The following is a 15,981-nucleotide window of genomic DNA, read 5'->3' as shown; positions in this document are numbered from 1 at the left end:
CCTGTGGGAGAGTAGGACGCCGCCGAACAATCATTGTGGGAAAGCCCCGCACCTTATGGTGCGGGGCTTTTCTGCGTTCCGGGGTCTTTTTGCGGTCGGGCCAATTAATGGGTGTGCTGTGCACCGGTGTCGTGGTTGGATTCCGGTCATGAACCAGCATGTGGTGCGTCCGGTGCGTGCGGACGAGTGGGAGAAGGTCAAGGAGCTTCGGCTCGCCGCGCTGAGGGATCCGGCGGCGCCGGTGGCTTTCCTGGAAACCTCGGAGCAGGCCGAGAGCCGGCCGGACGATTTCTGGCAGGGGCGGGCCGCGGGAGCTGCCGAGGGGCGATCGGTCAGGCAGTTCGTCGCCGAGGGGCCGCAGGGAGACTGGGCCGGGACGGTGACCGTCCTGGTCGAGGAGGGTGGGACCACCGACATCTTCGGTGAGGACGTGGCGCAGAGCCAGGGGCATGTCGTCGGCGTGTTCGTGCGGGCCGAGCACCGGGGGACGGGGCTGACGGAGGCGCTGTTCTCCGCCGCGCTGGACTGGGCCTGGTCGCGGGAGGAGCCGGTGCTGGACCGCGTACGGCTCTTGGTGCACGAGGAGAACGCGCGGGCCGAGGCCTTCTACCGGCGGTTCGGGTTCGAGGCCAGTGGGCGGGCGGTCGCCTTGTCGCCCGATGCTTCCGCGAAGGATCTGGAGTACGTCTTCCGTCGGCCGTAGGGCGTGGCCGGCTGGGCTTGGCCGGTCAGAGGGCTGCGGCGTGGGGCCAGCGGGAGCGAGCCTGTTCGCGGCTGCGGCACAGGGCCAGCATCGGCAGGGTGTCGTCCTGGAGGAGTTCCGGGAGCTGGGGGATGGGGGCCACGGCTGCCACGTCGTCCAGGACCAGCGTCAGTGGTGGGTCGAGCCGACCGTGGGATGACCGTGCGGCCATGCGACGGCCGTGCTCGACCACGCTGGAGGCGAGTGCGGTCAGCAGGGGCATCGCACCCGGATGGGTTCGAGGGTCCTCTAGAGGTTCGCCCACCAGATAGAGGGTGCCCCCTTCGGTCACGAACGATGCCAGCGTGAGCGAATCCGTTCGGTTCGGATTGCAGGCCTCGCGGATGTGGATCGAGGTCAGGCAGGAGAGGGCGCGAGCCGTCAGGTGCTGGGCCAGTTCGCGGCGTTCGGGGTGCGCGGTGAGGGCGCTTTCGAGTTCGCCGGCCGCGCCGGGGGCCGCCTGGGGGTGGGTGCGCAGGATGCGGACCGGGTCCTGGGCGTTGTTGCCCTGGGCCCAGCGGTGGAGCTGCTTGAAGGGGCGGTTGTCGAGGGCCGCGGCCTGGAGCCAGCTGCGCAGGAGCGTTTCCGCCGTGTCGGCGACGGCCGCGTCCATGCGGGCCTGCGGCCGGACGGGGGCGAGCAGGGCGATGGCGCGGGCCGTGGCGGTGTCGCGGTCGGCGCAGCCTTCCGCGGGGTTCCAGTGGATGCGGGCCGGGGTGTCGCACAGGTGTGAGGGGTCGTAGAGGAGGACCGGGCCGAGTTTGGCGCGGGCGTCTTTGGTCTCCGACCAGAGGGTCGGGGAGGAGGTGACGACGAGGGCCGCGCCTTCTGCCGCCGTGAGCTGCTGGGTGGCTGCGCTGTGGCGTTGCGCGGGGGAGGCGTAGTCGAGGCGCGGGCGGGGGGCCACGGCTGCGGCCTGGGCCGGGGCGTAGCCGAAGCCGTAGCGGTAGGCCTCGTCGACGGGGGCGGGGTGGTGGTGGTCGGCCGTTCGGGTGCTGTTGGGGGTTGCGCCGTCGGCGGCCAGGGCAACGGCCTCGGCCGGGTGTGGGGCTGTGGGGGCGGCTGCCGGCTCGGGAGTTGGGGGTGCCGGGGGCGCCGTGGGGGCTGCGGTCGGGGTGGGCTGCGCGGGGACCGGCGTGGCCTGGGCTGCGGCGGGGGCCGGTGTGGTCTGGGCCGGCTCGGGCTGTGGGGTCTGGGTGAGGAGGAGCCTGCGGGCCTTGGTGCGGGCGATGATGCCCAGCGTGAAGATGGTCAGCACCAGCAGGACCAGGAGCTGGCTGATGAACAGGCCCCAGAAGAGGCCCCAGCCGGAGAGGGCCGCCGGGTCGGTGTCGGGCCAGGCGCCGGGGATGTCGTGGGGTTCTGTTATCAGGGCGCGGACCGCGTCCGGGGTGCGGGTGAAGGTGACGGTGGCCGGCCAGGCGCCCTTGGCGAAGAGGGCTGCCAGGCCGGTGGCCGACCAGACGAGGACGGCGAGGCCGAGGAGGAAGGCCAGGAGGCCGACGAGCACTCCGTCGGGGATGCCACCGCCGCGCGCGGTGGTCTCCGTACGTCTGGGGTCGGACATGGTCATGCCACCGTGGTCGCGGAGCCGGGGCCGTTGCGGTGGCGTTCGATGAGGAGGGCTCGCTCCTCCGCCTCCAGTTCGGCGGCCAGCAGGTCGTCGGGGAGTTGGTGCTGCACCGAGGATTCGGTCATGGCGCGGTCGGTGTAGACGAGGGGGCGTTCGGCTTCGGTGATCAGGTGTTTGACCACCTGGACGTTGCCGTTGACGTCCCAGACCGCGATGCCCGGGGTGAGGGTGGGGATGATCTCCACCGCCCAGCGGGGGAGGCCGAGGACGCGGCCGGTGGCGCGTGCCTCGTCGGCTTTCTGGGCGTAGATCGTACGGGTCGAGGCCATTTTGAGGATGGCCGCGGCTTCGCGGGCGGCCGCGCCGTCGACCACGTCGGAGAGGTGGTGGACGACGGCGACGAAGGACAGGCCGAGGCGGCGGCCGAACTTGAGGAGGCGCTGGAACAGCTGGGCGACGAAGGGGCTGTTGATGATGTGCCAGGCTTCTTCGACCAGGAAAATGCGCTTCTTGCGGTCCGGGCGGATCCAGGTGTGTTCCAGCCAGACGCCGACGATCGCCATGAGGATCGGCATCGCGATGGAGTTGCGGTCGATGTGGGACAGGTCGAAGACGATCAGCGGGGCGTCGAGGTCGATGCCCACGGTGGTGGGGCCGTCGAACATGCCGCGGAGGTCGCCGTCGACGAGGCGGTCGATGACGAGGGCGACGTCGAGGCCCCAGGCGCGGACGTCGTCTATGTCGACGTTCATGGCTTCCGCGGACTCGGCCTCGGGGTGGCGCAGTTGTTCCACGATGTCGGTGAGGACGGGCTGGCGGTGGCGGATGTGGTCGACGACGTAGGCGTGCGCGACCTTGAGCGCGAAGCCGGAGCGTTCGTCGAGGCCGTGGCCCATGGCGACTTCGATGATGGTCCGGAGCAGCGCGAGCTGGCCCGTCGTGGTGATCGCCGGGTCGAGGGGGTTGAGGCGGATCCCGTCGTCGTTGGCGGCGATCGGGTCGAGGCGGATGGGAGTTATTCCCAGCTGCTGGGCGATCAGGTTCCACTCGCCGACGCCGTCCTCGCCCTGGGCGTCGAGTACGACGACCTGGCGGTCCTTGAAGCGCAGTTGCCGCAGGACGTACGTCTTCTCCAGGGCGGACTTGCCGTTGCCGGACTCGCCGAGGACCAGCCAGTGGGGGGCCGGGAGCTGCTGTCCGTACAGCTGGAAGGGGTCGTAGATGTACCCCTTGCCGCTGTAGACCTCGCGGCCGATGATGACGCCGGAGTCGCCGAGCCCGGGGGCGGCGGTGGGCAGGTAGACGGCCTGCGCCTGGCCGGTGGAGGTGCGTACGGGCAGGCGGGTGGTTTCGACCTTGCCGAACAGGAAGCTGGTGAAGGCGTCCGTCAGAGCGGACATGGGATCTCGCATGGGCGGCACTTCCCTCCAGCTAGCGTCGGATGCCGGTGGCGAACGGCAAGGTGTTGACGAAGGCGCGGTGGTGCTCGCGGTCGCACCACTCGAGTTTCAGGTAGGACTTGCCCGCCGAGGCGCGGATGGTGCGCTTGTCGCGGGCGAGGGCCTCGGGCGAACGCGAGGACACCGTGATGTACCCGACGAGGTTGACTCCTGCCGCACCGCTGGCGAGATCTTCACCTCTTTGGTCGAGCCGGCCGTGGGCGGCGATGTCGCGGGGGTCGATGGTGCGGTTCATCTTGGCGGCGCGGCTGGCGTCGGCCTCGTCGTTGGTCTTCTCCGTCAGCATGCGTTCGATGGCGACCTCGGTGGGTTCGAGGTCCATGGTGACGGCGACGGTGCGGATGACGTCGGGGGTGTGGACGAGGAGCGGGGCGAGGAAGTTGACGCCCACGGGGGTCATCGGCCATTCCTTCACCCAGGCGGTGGCGTGGCACCAGGGGGCGCGGGTGGAGGACTCGCGGGTCTTGGCCTGGAGGTAGGTGGGTTCGACGGCGTCGAGTTCGGCGGGCCAGGCGTTGCGCTTGGTCATGGCCTGGATGTGGTCGATGGGGTGGTCCGGGTCGTACATGGAGTGCACGAGGGAGGACAGCCTGCCCTGGCCGAGGGGCTGGCGGACGCGGATGTCGGCTTCGGCGAGGCGGGCGCAGATGTCGGTGAGCTCGCGGGCCATGACGATGGCGAGGCCTGCGTCGCGGTCGAGCTTGCGGCCCTTGTGGGGGGTGGAGGCGCGGGCGATGGTGTGGGCCTCGGCGGCGAGTTCGCGGGTGTAGTGCATGCAGGCGACGAGGTAGGCGCGGTGCTGCTCGGAGGAGGTGGAGACCATCGACTGGAGCTGGTCGTAGGAGTCGCGGAGCCAGCCGGGGGCCTGGGTGTCGCCGCGCTGGGCGACGTCCTTGGCGTGGGCGTCGGGGTCGGCGGGGAGGGTGCGGGCGAGCATCTGGAGGCGGGTGACGAAGCCGTCGCCGTTGGCGACGTGCTTGAGGAGGGTGCCGAAGCGGTCGACGAGGGCTTCCTGGTCCTCGCTGTCACGCAGTCCGACGCCGGGGCCCTCGATCTCGATGGCGGCGGTGACGGTTCTGCGGTCGGCGTGGAGGAGTACGGCGATCTCGTCGGGGCCGAAGGGCGCGGCGAGCCAGTTGATGCGGCCGATGCCGGGGGGCGGGCCGACCTCGACCTCGCGGCCGTCGGAGCCGCGGATGCCGGCTTCCATGGCGCCGGAGCGGTAGGTGGTGCCGCGGCGCAGGGTGCGCTTGTAGCTGCGGCTGATCTCGAACCACCGGTAGAAGGTGCGGCCCTTGTAGGGGACGTACACGGCGGCGAGGGCGAGCAGGGGGAAGCCGGCGAGGCTCACGATGCGCAGGGTGAGGTCGGGGACGAGCAGTCCGCTCATCATGCCGAAGAACGCTCCGGCGATGATCAGGGCGATCTCGCCGGTCTCGCGGTTCTTGCCGACGATCGCGTTCGGCCGGGCCCTGCCGATGAGATAAGTGCGGCGGGGCGCGACCGGGTGAAGCTGGTGGGACTGGGTCGTCAACGCCCGTCACCTCCTGTGTTCCTCGTACTCGAGCCGGTGCGGGGCGGTGGGGTGGCGGAGGGGACAGATCCGCTGCCGGAGCCGGAGCCGGAGCCGGTGCCGCCGCGGGAGCCGCGGCTGCTGTGTGCGGCCATGCCTCCGGAGATCTGGTTGGCGTCGCCGCCGCCTCCGCCGCCGGCGCGGTGGGCGCCGCCTCCGCCGCCGCGGCTGCTGTGCGTCTTGATGCCCTGGGAGACGAGGGAGGCCGGGGAGCTGATGACGGCTGCGGCCTGGGCGCCGTCGGTGGCCTTGCTGCGGTTGGAGCGGGCGGAGGCGATCTCGTCGCCGAAGCCGGGGACGAAGCGGTAGATCATCGCGGAGGCGAAGATCGCCAGGAGGATGATCGCGAGTCCGGAGACGACGGCGGAGAAGGCGTTGGGGCCCTTGTCGCCGGCGAGGGCTCCGGCGAGGCCGAGGACGATCACGATGACCGGCTTCACGAGGATGACGGCGATCATGATGCCGGCCCAGCGGCGGACGTGCCCCCACATGTTGCGGTCGACGAGTCCGGCGTAGACGACGGTGCCGAGGAGGGCGCCGACGTAGAGCAGGGCGGCGCGGATGACGAGCTCCAGCCAGAGGATTCCGGCGGCGAGGACGGTGACGAGGGCGACGACGATCAGCATGATCGGGCCGCCGCCGATGTCCTCGCCCTTCTTGAGGGCCTCGGAGAAGGAGCCGAAGAAGACGTCGGTCTGGCCGCCGGTGGCGGCGGCGATGACCTCGGTGACGCCGTCGGTGGCGGAGACGACGGTGTAGAGGATGAGGGGGGTGAAGGCGGAGGCGAGGACGGTGAGCCAGAGGAAGCCGATGGCTTCGGACATGGCGGTGGTGAGGGGGACGCCGCGGATGGCGCGCTTGGCGACGGCGAGGAGCCAGAGGACGAGGGTGAGGATGGTGCTGGCGGCGAAGACGACGGCGTACTGCTGGAGGAAGGCGGGGTTGGTGAAGTCGACGGTGGCCGTGGCCTTGATCGCTTCGCTGAGTTTGCCGACGATCCAGGCGGCGGCGTCGGCGCAGCCTTTGGCTAGGGAGGCGAGGGGGTTGAGGGCCGCGGTCGGGTCGTTGGAGTTCAGGCCGGTTCCGGCGGATCCACCGGTGGCTGCGCCGTCGCCCTTCTCGCAGTAGTCCTTGGCGGAACCGAAGAGGAGGCGGCAGTCTTCCTTGCCCGCCTGTCCGGACGGGGTGGCCGAGGGCGTCGGGGTGGGCGTCGGCGTGGGAGCGGCATATGCGCGGGACGCCAGTGCTACGACGGCCAGGTGGACGGTGGCGACCACGCCTGCCCGGAGCCGGAAATTAGCGGGCATATGTGAACCCTCCGAACTCCTTGGTGGCCTTGCTGATGTCGTCCGCGGACGACGCGGCGACGTCGCCCGGGACCGGGGCGGGTCCGTCCTGCTGGCTGTCGGTGGCGACCTTCCAGTCTTCGCCGACCCAGATCAGCTCGAATGTCCAGGTCTTCCAGGTGGTCCGTACCGGGTCGGTGGACTTCTCTCCGGACATGCCGATCAGGCCGGTGGCCCAGACCGCGATCTTCGCGTTGGTCGGGCTGTAGCTCTCGACTCGGGTGCCGACCGGGATGGTGCGGGTGACGAACGTGTTGCCCTGAGCGGGGTTGCCGTTTGCGTCGAGGCCCAGTCTGGCGAGGAAGGAAGTCGAGTAGGCCTGGTCTTGAGGGCCTTTGAGCCTGCTTGCCGCGTCCGGTGTGTAGATGCCGTCCACGATGGCGTGCCGGCTGTCCCGCTTGAACATTCCGTCGGAGCCCATGACGACGGCGTAGTTCGCCGCCGCCGACTGGGCGCCCTGTTCGTCGTGGCTGAAGCCCTTGGGGATGCCGTTGGCCTTGCCCGTGACCGGTTCGGTGCCGGTGGGGGCGGTGGCCGTGCCTGCCGGGGGTTTGTCGGAGGTGGTGTCCGACGGGGGGTCCGAGGACTGGTTCGCGAACGCGATGGCGGCGATGAGCAGGACCACTACGCCGACCGCGGTGATGAGGCCGCGGGAGGCGCGCGGGGTGCGGCGGGGGGTGCCGTAGGGGTCGGAGGGGGAGTCCGGGAGGCGGGTACGGGTCTGGCCCGTGCCGCCGACCTCGCCGTGGCCGCCGCCACCGTAGTGGTCGTCGTTGCTCATTCGGTGTCCGCCCCCTCCGCCTCGTACGACGGTAGCGCTCGTTGCCGCGTGGATGCGGTGTGCTGATTCGCCATCAGGTACGACGGCCGGCGGGCGGCACGGCTAGACGGCCATTCCGTAGACGATCGTGAAGAGGGTGCCCAGGGAGCCGATGATGAAGACGCCCGTGAGGCCGGCCACGATCAGGCCCTTGCCCTGTTCCGCGCTGAAGGTGTCGCGCAGGGCGGTCGCGCCGATGCGCTGTTTGGCCGCCCCCCAGATGGCGATGCCGAGGCAGAGGAGGATCGCGACGGCCATGACCACCTCGATCATGACCTTCGCTTCGTTGCCGAGACTGCCGAACGGCCCCCAGTTCGGGGCGATTCCGCCGATGATGGTGGTGATGTCGCCCTTTTCGGCTGCCAGGATCATGTAACTCACCGCCCCTGTATGGGTAGTTCCGGTACCCGTGCCCGACGGCATGGGTCACGCACTATCTTCCCTGATGAAACCGCCGCCGTCGTCGACTTGGCGGCTCTCTTTACCCGCGCTCGCGGTCTTTGCCCCGCAGGAACGCTCTGACCAGGTCACTCTGTGTATCACGGGGGTTGACGCCGGGCAATGATTGTCGTCTCGCCGTGCGGAAGGCCGATCGGGGGCCGGGTCCAGGGGCGGCCGTTCGGCTCAATCGGCGGCGTGTCGTTGGGCCGTCCCGCTGACACATGTCCGACATTCCGTCAGTCGGTACATCGGCGTGGCGGCTTAGGCCCAGTGGGTGGGGCGGGTCAGGGAAGGGGGGATTCGGGTGGTGGGGGAGCCTTGGGCGGCGTTGAGCTGGGGCTGGGTGAGGAAGAGGGCCTCGCGGAGGTCGGCGGCGCGGAGGTTGGTGTCGCGGAGGTCCGCGCCGATGAGGTCGGCCTTGCGGAGGTCGGCTCCCGAGAGGTCGGCGGCGATGAGGTAGGCGCCGCGGAAGTTGGCGCCGCGGAGGTCGGCTCCCGAGAGGCGGGCTCCCATCAGGTCGGCCCCGCGGTGGTTCTTCTTGCGGGCCGGGGACTTCGCGCGCACCAGCTCGCTGGTCCGCAGGAGGAGGGCGTTGATCTCCTGGCGGAGGGTGCCGACGTCGAAGGGGGCCAGGGCGGCGGCGTCCGCCTGGGTGGCTGCCGTGGTCTTGGCCAGCGCCTCACGGAGGTCGGCGTGGAGCGGGGCCGCCGCCGGGAGGGTGAGGGCCTCGGTGACGTAGTAGAGCAGCTCGTGCAGCTGCCGCATCACGGGGAAGACGTCGAACATCTGGCGGGCCGTGTCCGGGTGGGTGCGCCAGTCCCGCCCGCCGAAGGTGACCTGGGAGACCTGCTGGCCCGCGCCGAAGCAGTCGAAGACGGTGCAGCCCTGGAAGCCCTTGTCGCGCAGCCGGGTGTGGATCCCGCAGCGGAAGTCCTGCTGGAGGTTCTTGCAGGGGGTTCCGGCGGCCTTGTTCACGGCGAAGTCGGTGGATTTCGCGAAGGGGAGGGCCACGCAGCAGAGCGCGAAGCAGTTGGCGCAGTCGGCGTGCAGGGCGGGGGCAGGGGTGGTCGACACCCTTCCATTGTTACTGGTGGGGGGAGCGCAGCCGCATCTGGAGGGCGGTCCACCAGACGCCGTCGACCTGCTCGACGTCCTCTAGGACCTGCTCGGTGCGGAAGCCGAGCTTTTCGTAGAGGCGGACGGCCGGGGTGTTGTGCGCGTACACGCCCAGGTCGAGGGAGTGCAGCCGCAGGCCGGTGAAGGCGCGGGAGACGGCCTCGGCGAGCAGGCTTTCGCCGAGCCCGCGGCCGCGGGCGTGCGGGGCGATCAGGACCCGGCCGAGGCGGGCGTCGTCCGGGGCGTCGTGGTGGCGGCGCAGGGAGATGTGGCCGACGGGGGTGTCGTCCTCGCCGTGGACCGCGGTCCAGGTGTGGCGGCCGGGTTCCACGGCGTAGGCGGAGAGCTGGGCGTCGTCCAGGGGCCAGGAGAAGGCCGGGCCGGCCCAGGTGGTGAGCTCGGCCGGAGTGGTGATCCAGTCCCGCAGGAGCGGCGCGTCGGTGGCGGGGAGGAAAGGGCGCAGGGTGAGGGGAGTGGTCGTCATGGGCCAAGTATCCGTATGCCGGACGCACTTGATCGAGAGCGTGGGTGGGGTGAGCATCCGTACATGACAGAAGTGATCGCAGTTGCCGTCATCACCCTGCTCGCCGTGATCAGTCCGGGGGCCGATTTCGCGATGGTCGTACGGAACAGTTATCTGTACGGGCGGCCCACCGGCCTGTTCGCCGCGGCGGGGGTCGCGGCCGGGGTGCTGGTGCACGTCTCGTACACGATGCTCGGGGTCGGTCTGCTGATCGCCTCGTCGACCGCGCTGTTCACGGCGATCAAGCTGGCGGGCGCCGCGTATCTGGTGTGGATCGGGATCCGCACCTTCCGGGCGCGCGCCGAGCTGACCGTGGACCTGGAGTCGAAGCCGCAGCTGACCCGGCTGGGGGCGCTGCGGTCCGGGTTCCTGACCAATGTGCTCAACCCGAAGACCACGCTGTTCGTCGTGTCGACGTTCACGCAGGTGGTGAACCCGGACACCGCCGTGTGGCAGCAGGCGGGGTACGGGCTGTTCATGTCGGCGGCGCATCTGGCGTGGTTCGGGGCGGTGGCGCTGTTCTTCTCCAACTCCCGGCTGCGTGAGCGGATGCTGAAGGCGCAGAAGGCGCTGAACCGGGCGATCGGGTCGGTGCTGGTGGGGCTGGGGGTGGGGCTGGGGTTCGCCCGGTGAGTGCGGTGGGGTTGTGGGGTCCTGAGGGGCTGGTGTCCGGGGTTACCTGTCGGTAGCGTGCTGGGTCATGAGCGTTGCTGACGGCTTCTTCGAGCGGGTCGACACGGGCCGCTTCCTGGCTACCGAGTACACGCGCGGGCCCTGGGACCCGGGCTCGCAGCACGCCGGGCCTCCGGCCGCGCTGCTCGGGCGGGCCGTCGAGGAGCGGGCCGGCGCCCGCGTCGACATGCGGATCGCGCGGATCACGTACGAGATCCTGCGCCCGGTGCCGATCGGCCCGCTGGAGATCACCACCTCGGTGGTCCGCTCCGGACGCAGCACCGAGGTGGTGGAGGCCGCCCTCGCGCCACAGGGGGCGGCGCCGGTGATGCTCGCGCGCGCCCTGCGGATCCGGGTCGCCGAGGAGGTGGTCCCGGCGGTCGTCCCCGGGCCGCAGCTGCCGCCGCCGGGTGAGGTGGCGCGGACGCCGTTCTTCCCCGTGCCGTGGGAGACCGGCTACCACTCGGCCATGGAGACCCGGTTCACCGAGGGTGCCTTCGTCGAGCTGGGGCCGGGTACCTGCTGGATGCGGATGAAGGTGCCGCTGATCGCCGGGGAGGAGACCGCCGCGCTGGACCGGGTGCTGATCGCCGCCGACTCGGGCAACGGCATCAGCTCGGTCATGGACTTCGGCCGGTTCGTCTTCATCAACAGCGACCTCACCGTCCACCTGCACCGCCACCCGGTGGGCGAATGGGCCTGCGTGGAGGCCCGTACGAGCGTGGACGCGGCCGGGATCGGGCTCGCCGACGCGCAGCTGCACGACGAGAAGGGGCCGATCGGGCGGAGCGCGCAGAGCCTCTTCGTCGCTCCGCGTTAGCCGCCAACCCCCTTGTCGGGCACGGCAGTACGTATGACTGTACGTATGGCAGGCTCGGGCAGATGGAGCCGCTCACAGAGGCCGACCCCGACCGGATCGGGCCGCACGTGCTGGTGGCCCGGCTCGGGGCCGGGGGGATGGGGCAGGTGTACCTCGGGCGTTCGCCCGGGGGGCGGCTGGTGGCCGTCAAGGTGGTGCGGGACGAGATCGTCGGGTATCCCGAGGCGCTCGCCCGGTTTCGCCGCGAGGTGGAGACCGTACGGGCGGTGCGCTCGGCGTACACCGCGAACCTGATCGACGCCTCGCTGGAGGCCGCGCCCTACTGGCTGGTGACCGAGTACGTGGCCGGTCCGACGCTGGCGGACGCGGTGCGCGGCGGTGGGGCGCTGGCGCCGGGCACCTGCCGGGGGCTGGGCGCGGCGCTGGCGGAGGGGCTGGCGAGCGTGCACGCGTACGGGGTCACGCACCGGGACCTGAAGCCGCAGAACGTGATCCTGGCGGTGCAGGGCCCGCAGCTGATCGACTTCGGGATCGCGCACGGGGTCGGCTCGACGGTGCTGACCGAGACGGGGCAGACGCCCGGGACGCCGGGGTTCACGGCGCCGGAGGTGCTGCTGGGCGGGGTCGCCGGGGCTGCCGCCGATGTGTTCGCGCTCGGGGCGACGCTGGCGTACGCGGCGACCGGGCGGCCGCCGTTCGGTGCCGGGGCTCCGGCGAGCGTCGGCTTCCGGACGGTGTACGAGGGGATCGACCTGGCCGGGGTCGAGCCGGGGCTGGCGGAGCTGATCGAGGCCTGCGTGGCGAAGGACCCGGCGGACAGGCCGGAGCCGGCCGAGGTGATCCGGCGCTGCGGGGTGCGGGGCGCGCTGGTGGAGGACCCGGTGTACGCGGGACTGGCCGCGCGGCGGGAGCCCATACCCGTACCCCGGGCCGGATCCGTAGCCGCGTCCGGTCCGGAGCCCGCCGCCGCGCCGGGGCCGGAGTCCGCCGCCGCGGCCGGGCAGGAGCCTGCCGTCGCGTCCGGGCTGGAGTCCGCGGGCGTGCCCGGGCCGGAGTCCGCCGCCGTGCCCAGGCTGGAGCCCGTTCCCGCGCCAGGACCCGGATCCGCGCCCGCCGCCGTGCCCGGGCCGGAGCCCGTTCCCGCGTCTGGGCCGGAGCCCGCCGGGGCCGGCCCCGGCGCCGCGTCCCGGGCGGTGCCGGAGGACGTGACCGGCGGGGGGCGCGGGGGCGTTGCCGTGACCCGGCAGCTCGTCGGGGAGCCGTTGCGCCCCGAGGCCCCCACGCCGTACGTCGGCCCCGCGCCCCGGCCCGGTCGGCGGATCGGGACCTGGCTGGCCGCGGGGGCCCTGCTCGCCGCGGCGGGGTCGGTCGCGCTCTGGCAGTTCCCGCCCGGGGAGGCCGGGGCCGGCGCCGGAAACGGGGCCGGGGGCGGGTCCGGGGCCGGCGGCGGGGCCGGGCAGAGCGCCGCGCCGGGCGCCGGCCAGGGCAGCGGCTCCGACTCCGGCTCCGGCACCGCCCAGGGCCCCGGCACGGGTCAGGGCACCGGCGCCACCCAGGGCACCGGCGCCGGGGGCGTCGGGGGCGGCTGGGCCGGGGAGGACCATCGGTGGAAGCTGTCCTCCGACCCCCGGCTGGCCGGGTACGGCGCCGGCGACTGTGTCCGTGACACCGGCTCACCGCCCGGGGCCGGCATCGAGACCTCGACGGTGTCCTCGAACACCAACGGGGTCCCCGGCACCAGCGCCCAGGTCAAGTTCCGCCCCCAGCGCGGGGACAAGCCGGGCGCGCGCCCCAAGCCGTATCTCGTCTCGGTGGCCGTCAAACCCCCGCATCCGCCCGGGGACGGGAAGAAGACCGGCTTCCTGAGCGCCGCGTCCTCGGATCTGTACGCCCACTGGGATTCCGGCGACTACACGGAGTTGACCTATCCGGACGACTTTCCGGGAGCCGTGCCCCTGGCCGACGACAAGGGGGACTGGACGGTGGTGTTCTACCGCGTCGAGGATGGAGCCGAGCGGTACACCGCCATCGCGTGCAACGGCTTCCGAGTGGGGTAGCGGAAACGGCGACACGGGCGGATCGCTCCTGAAAACGGTGGGGATGGGGGAGGGTTGACGGGTGCGCAGATTCTGGATGGCAGGCGGAATCGGGATCGGGCTTGCCCTGAGCTTCCTCGTGCTGCTCGTCGTGGGGACGTACTCGGCGGCGGCCGGCCTGGTGGGCTCGGGTTCCGGGGGCAGGCCGTTGGGGCTCGCGAAGGGAGCGGTGCCCGGTAAGTACCAGGCGCTGGTGCAGAAGTGGGGCACCCTGTGCCCGGCCATCAGCCCGGCGCTGCTCGCCGCCCAGCTGTACTCGGAGAGCGGCTGGAACCCGAGTGCCGTCAGCCCGGCGGACGCGCGCGGGATCGCGCAGTTCATCCCGGGGACGTGGGCGGGCCACGGCGTCGACGGGGACGGGGACGGGGACCGGGACATCTGGGACCCCAACGACGCGATCCCGTCGGCGGCTTCGTACGACTGCGAGCTGTCCAAGGACGTGGCGCAGGTGGCCGGGGACGCGACGAGCAACATGCTCGCGGCGTACAACGCGGGGGCGTACGCGGTCATCAAGTACGGGGGCGTGCCTCCGTACAAGGAGACCCAGGGGTACGTAAAGACGATTACCACCCTGGCCAAGAGCTTCGAGCGGCCGGTCGGCAGGGTGGCGCCCTCCCAGCAGGCCGCCGGGGCCATCTACTTCGCGCAGAAGCAGTTGGGGACCCCGTATCTGTGGGGCGGAAACGGTACGCCCGACCAGGACGGACGGTTCGACTGCTCGGGGCTGACGAAGGCGGCGTACGAGACGGTGGGCATCGAGCTGCCGCGCGTCGCGAACGACCAGTACAACGCCGGTCCGCATCCCTCCCGGGACGAACTCCTTCCCGGTGATCTGGTCTTCTTCTCCGATGACCTGACCAACTCCCGGGAGATCCGGCATGTCGGGCTGTACGTCGGCGGGGGATACATGATCAATGCTCCGTTCACCGGCGCGGTGATTCGCTTCGACAAGATCGACACCCCGGACTACTTCGGCGCGACGCGGGTCACCAAGGACGGCGCGGAGGCCCTTCCGGAGCGAACCGCGGATGCCAAGGCGCCTCAGTGACTCTCCGTTAGGCCTAGGCCCTGAGCTGCGACGATGAGTCACTCTTGGATAACGTTGCAGTGATCATTCCGTGGAGAGTGGAACCCCTTTGCCAGAACGGGCGTTCCATGGGCACGGGGGTTGATCGGCGGGGGCTTAAGGGACGTACACCGCGTGCGTCCGCAGGGGACCTAGGCAAGCAAGGGGCCGCATCACCATGGCTGGACTCACGAGCGGTGGGCCGAACGTGGATGTAAGCCTGCTGTACGAGGTCAACGGCCTGGCCCGGCGCGCGCCGGACTGGCTCGACCGGGCGGTGGGCCTCACCGGCGAGTACGGGCTCCCGCTGGCCATGGTGCTGCTGGTCCTGTGGTGCTGGCGCGGCGCGCGGCGGCAGGACGAGCCCGCGGCCGTCGAATCCTTCGCCGCGCTGGTGTGGGCGCCGCTCGCCGCCGGGATCGCGCTGCTGGTGAACGTGCCGTTGCGGGGGTTCGTGGGGCGGCCGCGCCCCTTCCTGCAGCACGAGGGCCTGGAGGTGCTCGCGTCCGGGCCGGGGCTGGGGTCCAGGCTCGGGGGTGCGGAGTTCTCCTTCGTGAGCGACCACGCCACGATGATGATGGCGGTGGCGGCCGGGCTGTTCATCGCGAACCGGAAGCTCGGGTTCATCGGGATCGGGCTCGCGCTCGTCGAGGGCCTGTGCCGGGTGTACGCGGGCGTGCACTATCCGACCGACGTCATCGGCGGGCTGGCGCTCGGCACCGCCGTCGTGCTGGTGCTCGCGCCGGCGGCGATGGCGCTGCTGACCCCGCTGGTGCGGGCCGTGGCGCGGTCGCGGCGGGCGGGGTGGCTGGTACGGGCCAAGGACCGGGTCGTCGCCCGCCCGGTGGAGCTGGCCCCGCGGCCGCGCGAGAGCGACCTGGCCGCCTGAGCGGTTGTACGCGGCCCCCGCTGCGGCGCCGCTGAGCGGGCGACCCCGCCCGCGCCGGGCTCTCCGGGGCCCCGCCGCGCCAGGTGGCCCCGCCCCAAGCGCCGGCGGAGCCGCGAAGGGGCTACGGGCGGCCGTAGCTGTCCCACAGGACGAGGAGCAGGGCCGCCAGGAAGCAGAGCGCGGAGGCGCCGAAGCAGAAGCGGACCGCCGTCGGGCGGGGGCGGGGGCTCACGGGTCCCCCGGTTCCGTGCCCGGGCCGTCGTCCGTGTCGTCGCGGCGGTAGCGGGAACGCAGCCAGAGCCCGGTGGCCAGGGCGGCGGCCGTGGTGAGCCCGATCGCCAGCGCCACGTCGCCCGGGCCGTCCGCCGAGCCCACCGGGCGGGCCCAGGCCGCGCCCGGGGTGAGCGCGCTGAGCAGCAGGGCCCACAGGAGGGCCGCGAAGCGGGGTGCGGGACCTGGCATGACTCAAGGTCATCCGCTCCCGGGCCGACCGGCCAGCCGGGCCGTCCGAACGGGCGACACGCCCGGCCGCAGGGCGCGCGTGTCCGGCGCGGGACCCCCTACCCCGCCGTGTGCCGGGTGGCGTCCCTGCGGGCCAGGTCGCGGGAGCGGCGGGCCGGCCCGGTCCAGCCGCAGGTGCAGACGGCCAGGCAGAACGAGCCGCGTTCGGCGGTGCTCGTGGTGTGGCCGGTGGCCGGCTGCTGCACGGGCTCCCCCGGGTGTCGGGGCAGCGGCACAGCGGCAAGCGGAGGGATCGGAGTCGCCTTGGTGTGCGGGTCCACTCCCCCAAGGTACCGGGCCCGGTCCGGCTCCGGCACTGCCCCGGCCCGTGACGGGAAACCCC

Annotated in this window: 16 protein-coding genes; 6 read left to right on the top strand and 10 right to left on the bottom strand. The window is 72.0% G+C overall.

Translation table 11 applies throughout. The features are described 5' to 3' along the window. Window positions 1-148: 148 nt before the first annotated feature. The gene (locus ACZ4TG_RS29710; RefSeq protein WP_468168274.1) at window positions 149-703 is read left to right on the top strand and encodes a GNAT family N-acetyltransferase; all 555 of its coding nucleotides are present in this window, start codon (window positions 149-151) and stop codon (window positions 701-703) included. A gap of 25 nt (window positions 704-728) precedes the next feature. On the opposite strand, the gene ACZ4TG_RS29705 is transcribed toward ACZ4TG_RS29710, so the two are convergent. From ACZ4TG_RS29705 to ACZ4TG_RS29670, 8 genes are all read right to left on the bottom strand, one after another. After that, on the bottom strand, window positions 729-2,315 hold the full coding sequence (locus tag ACZ4TG_RS29705) for a P-loop NTPase family protein (protein ID WP_468168271.1): 1,587 nt from the start codon (window positions 2,313-2,315) through the stop codon (window positions 729-731). Further along, window positions 2,312-3,727 (bottom strand): ATP-binding protein, encoded by a 1,416-nt coding sequence (locus ACZ4TG_RS29700; protein ID WP_468168268.1) that lies wholly within the window; start codon window positions 3,725-3,727, stop codon window positions 2,312-2,314. Before ACZ4TG_RS29700 ends, ACZ4TG_RS29705 begins: the two co-directional genes overlap by 4 nt. Window positions 3,728-3,746: 19 nt before the next feature. Then, window positions 3,747-5,309: an SCO6880 family protein gene (locus tag ACZ4TG_RS29695; protein ID WP_468168265.1), complete on the bottom strand. Its 1,563-nt coding sequence runs from the start codon at window positions 5,307-5,309 to the stop codon at window positions 3,747-3,749. Next, a complete protein-coding gene (locus tag ACZ4TG_RS29690; protein ID WP_468168262.1) occupies window positions 5,306-6,655 on the bottom strand; it encodes a hypothetical protein in 1,350 nt (449 codons plus the stop codon). The genes ACZ4TG_RS29695 and ACZ4TG_RS29690 overlap by 4 nt, the downstream gene beginning before the upstream one ends. Then, window positions 6,645-7,475: a DUF8175 domain-containg protein gene (locus tag ACZ4TG_RS29685; protein ID WP_468168259.1), complete on the bottom strand. Its 831-nt coding sequence runs from the start codon at window positions 7,473-7,475 to the stop codon at window positions 6,645-6,647. The genes ACZ4TG_RS29690 and ACZ4TG_RS29685 overlap by 11 nt, the downstream gene beginning before the upstream one ends. A 102-nt stretch (window positions 7,476-7,577) precedes the next feature. Continuing rightward, entirely contained in the window at window positions 7,578-7,886 is a 309-nt protein-coding gene (locus ACZ4TG_RS29680; protein ID WP_008742356.1) for a hypothetical protein, read from the bottom strand. Window positions 7,887-8,216: 330 nt separating this feature from the next. After that, complete coding sequence (locus ACZ4TG_RS29675; protein ID WP_468168256.1) at window positions 8,217-9,029, bottom strand: pentapeptide repeat-containing protein; 813 nt, start codon at window positions 9,027-9,029, stop codon at window positions 8,217-8,219. 10 nt (window positions 9,030-9,039) lie between these two features. Beyond that, the gene (locus tag ACZ4TG_RS29670) at window positions 9,040-9,555 is read right to left on the bottom strand and encodes a GNAT family N-acetyltransferase (RefSeq protein ID WP_468168253.1); all 516 of its coding nucleotides are present in this window, start codon (window positions 9,553-9,555) and stop codon (window positions 9,040-9,042) included. 63 nt (window positions 9,556-9,618) lie between these two features. On the opposite strand from ACZ4TG_RS29670, the gene ACZ4TG_RS29665 reads away from it, so the two are divergent. From ACZ4TG_RS29665 to ACZ4TG_RS29645, 5 genes are all read left to right on the top strand, one after another. Beyond that, window positions 9,619-10,227 carry a LysE family translocator gene (locus tag ACZ4TG_RS29665; RefSeq protein WP_468168250.1) on the top strand — a complete coding sequence of 203 codons (609 nt, stop codon included), beginning with the start codon at window positions 9,619-9,621 and terminating at the stop codon, window positions 10,225-10,227. Between the two features lie 67 nt (window positions 10,228-10,294). After that, on the top strand, window positions 10,295-11,086 hold the full coding sequence (locus ACZ4TG_RS29660) for a thioesterase family protein (RefSeq protein WP_468168248.1): 792 nt from the start codon (window positions 10,295-10,297) through the stop codon (window positions 11,084-11,086). Between the two features lie 62 nt (window positions 11,087-11,148). After that, on the top strand, window positions 11,149-13,143 hold the full coding sequence (locus ACZ4TG_RS29655) for a serine/threonine-protein kinase (protein ID WP_468168245.1): 1,995 nt from the start codon (window positions 11,149-11,151) through the stop codon (window positions 13,141-13,143). 76 nt (window positions 13,144-13,219) lie between these two features. Continuing rightward, on the top strand, window positions 13,220-14,230 hold the full coding sequence (locus tag ACZ4TG_RS29650; protein WP_468168242.1) for a C40 family peptidase: 1,011 nt from the start codon (window positions 13,220-13,222) through the stop codon (window positions 14,228-14,230). A 196-nt stretch (window positions 14,231-14,426) separates the two neighbouring features. After that, window positions 14,427-15,137, top strand: coding sequence for a phosphatase PAP2 family protein (locus ACZ4TG_RS29645; RefSeq protein WP_468168239.1), 711 nt, complete (start codon window positions 14,427-14,429; stop codon window positions 15,135-15,137). A gap of 228 nt (window positions 15,138-15,365) precedes the next feature. Here the strand turns inward: ACZ4TG_RS29645 and ACZ4TG_RS29640 are convergent, their stop codons facing one another. Beyond that, window positions 15,366-15,599 (bottom strand): hypothetical protein, encoded by a 234-nt coding sequence (locus ACZ4TG_RS29640; protein ID WP_468168236.1) that lies wholly within the window; start codon window positions 15,597-15,599, stop codon window positions 15,366-15,368. 98 nt (window positions 15,600-15,697) lie between these two features. Beyond that, window positions 15,698-15,874: a hypothetical protein gene (locus ACZ4TG_RS29635; protein ID WP_468168233.1), complete on the bottom strand. Its 177-nt coding sequence runs from the start codon at window positions 15,872-15,874 to the stop codon at window positions 15,698-15,700. Window positions 15,875-15,981 lie beyond the last annotated feature (107 nt).

Source organism: Streptomyces sp. NPDC028314, from assembly GCF_055565795.1.
The sequence above is the reverse complement of the archived record's forward strand: the minus strand, read 5'-3'. Positions and strand labels throughout refer to the sequence as shown.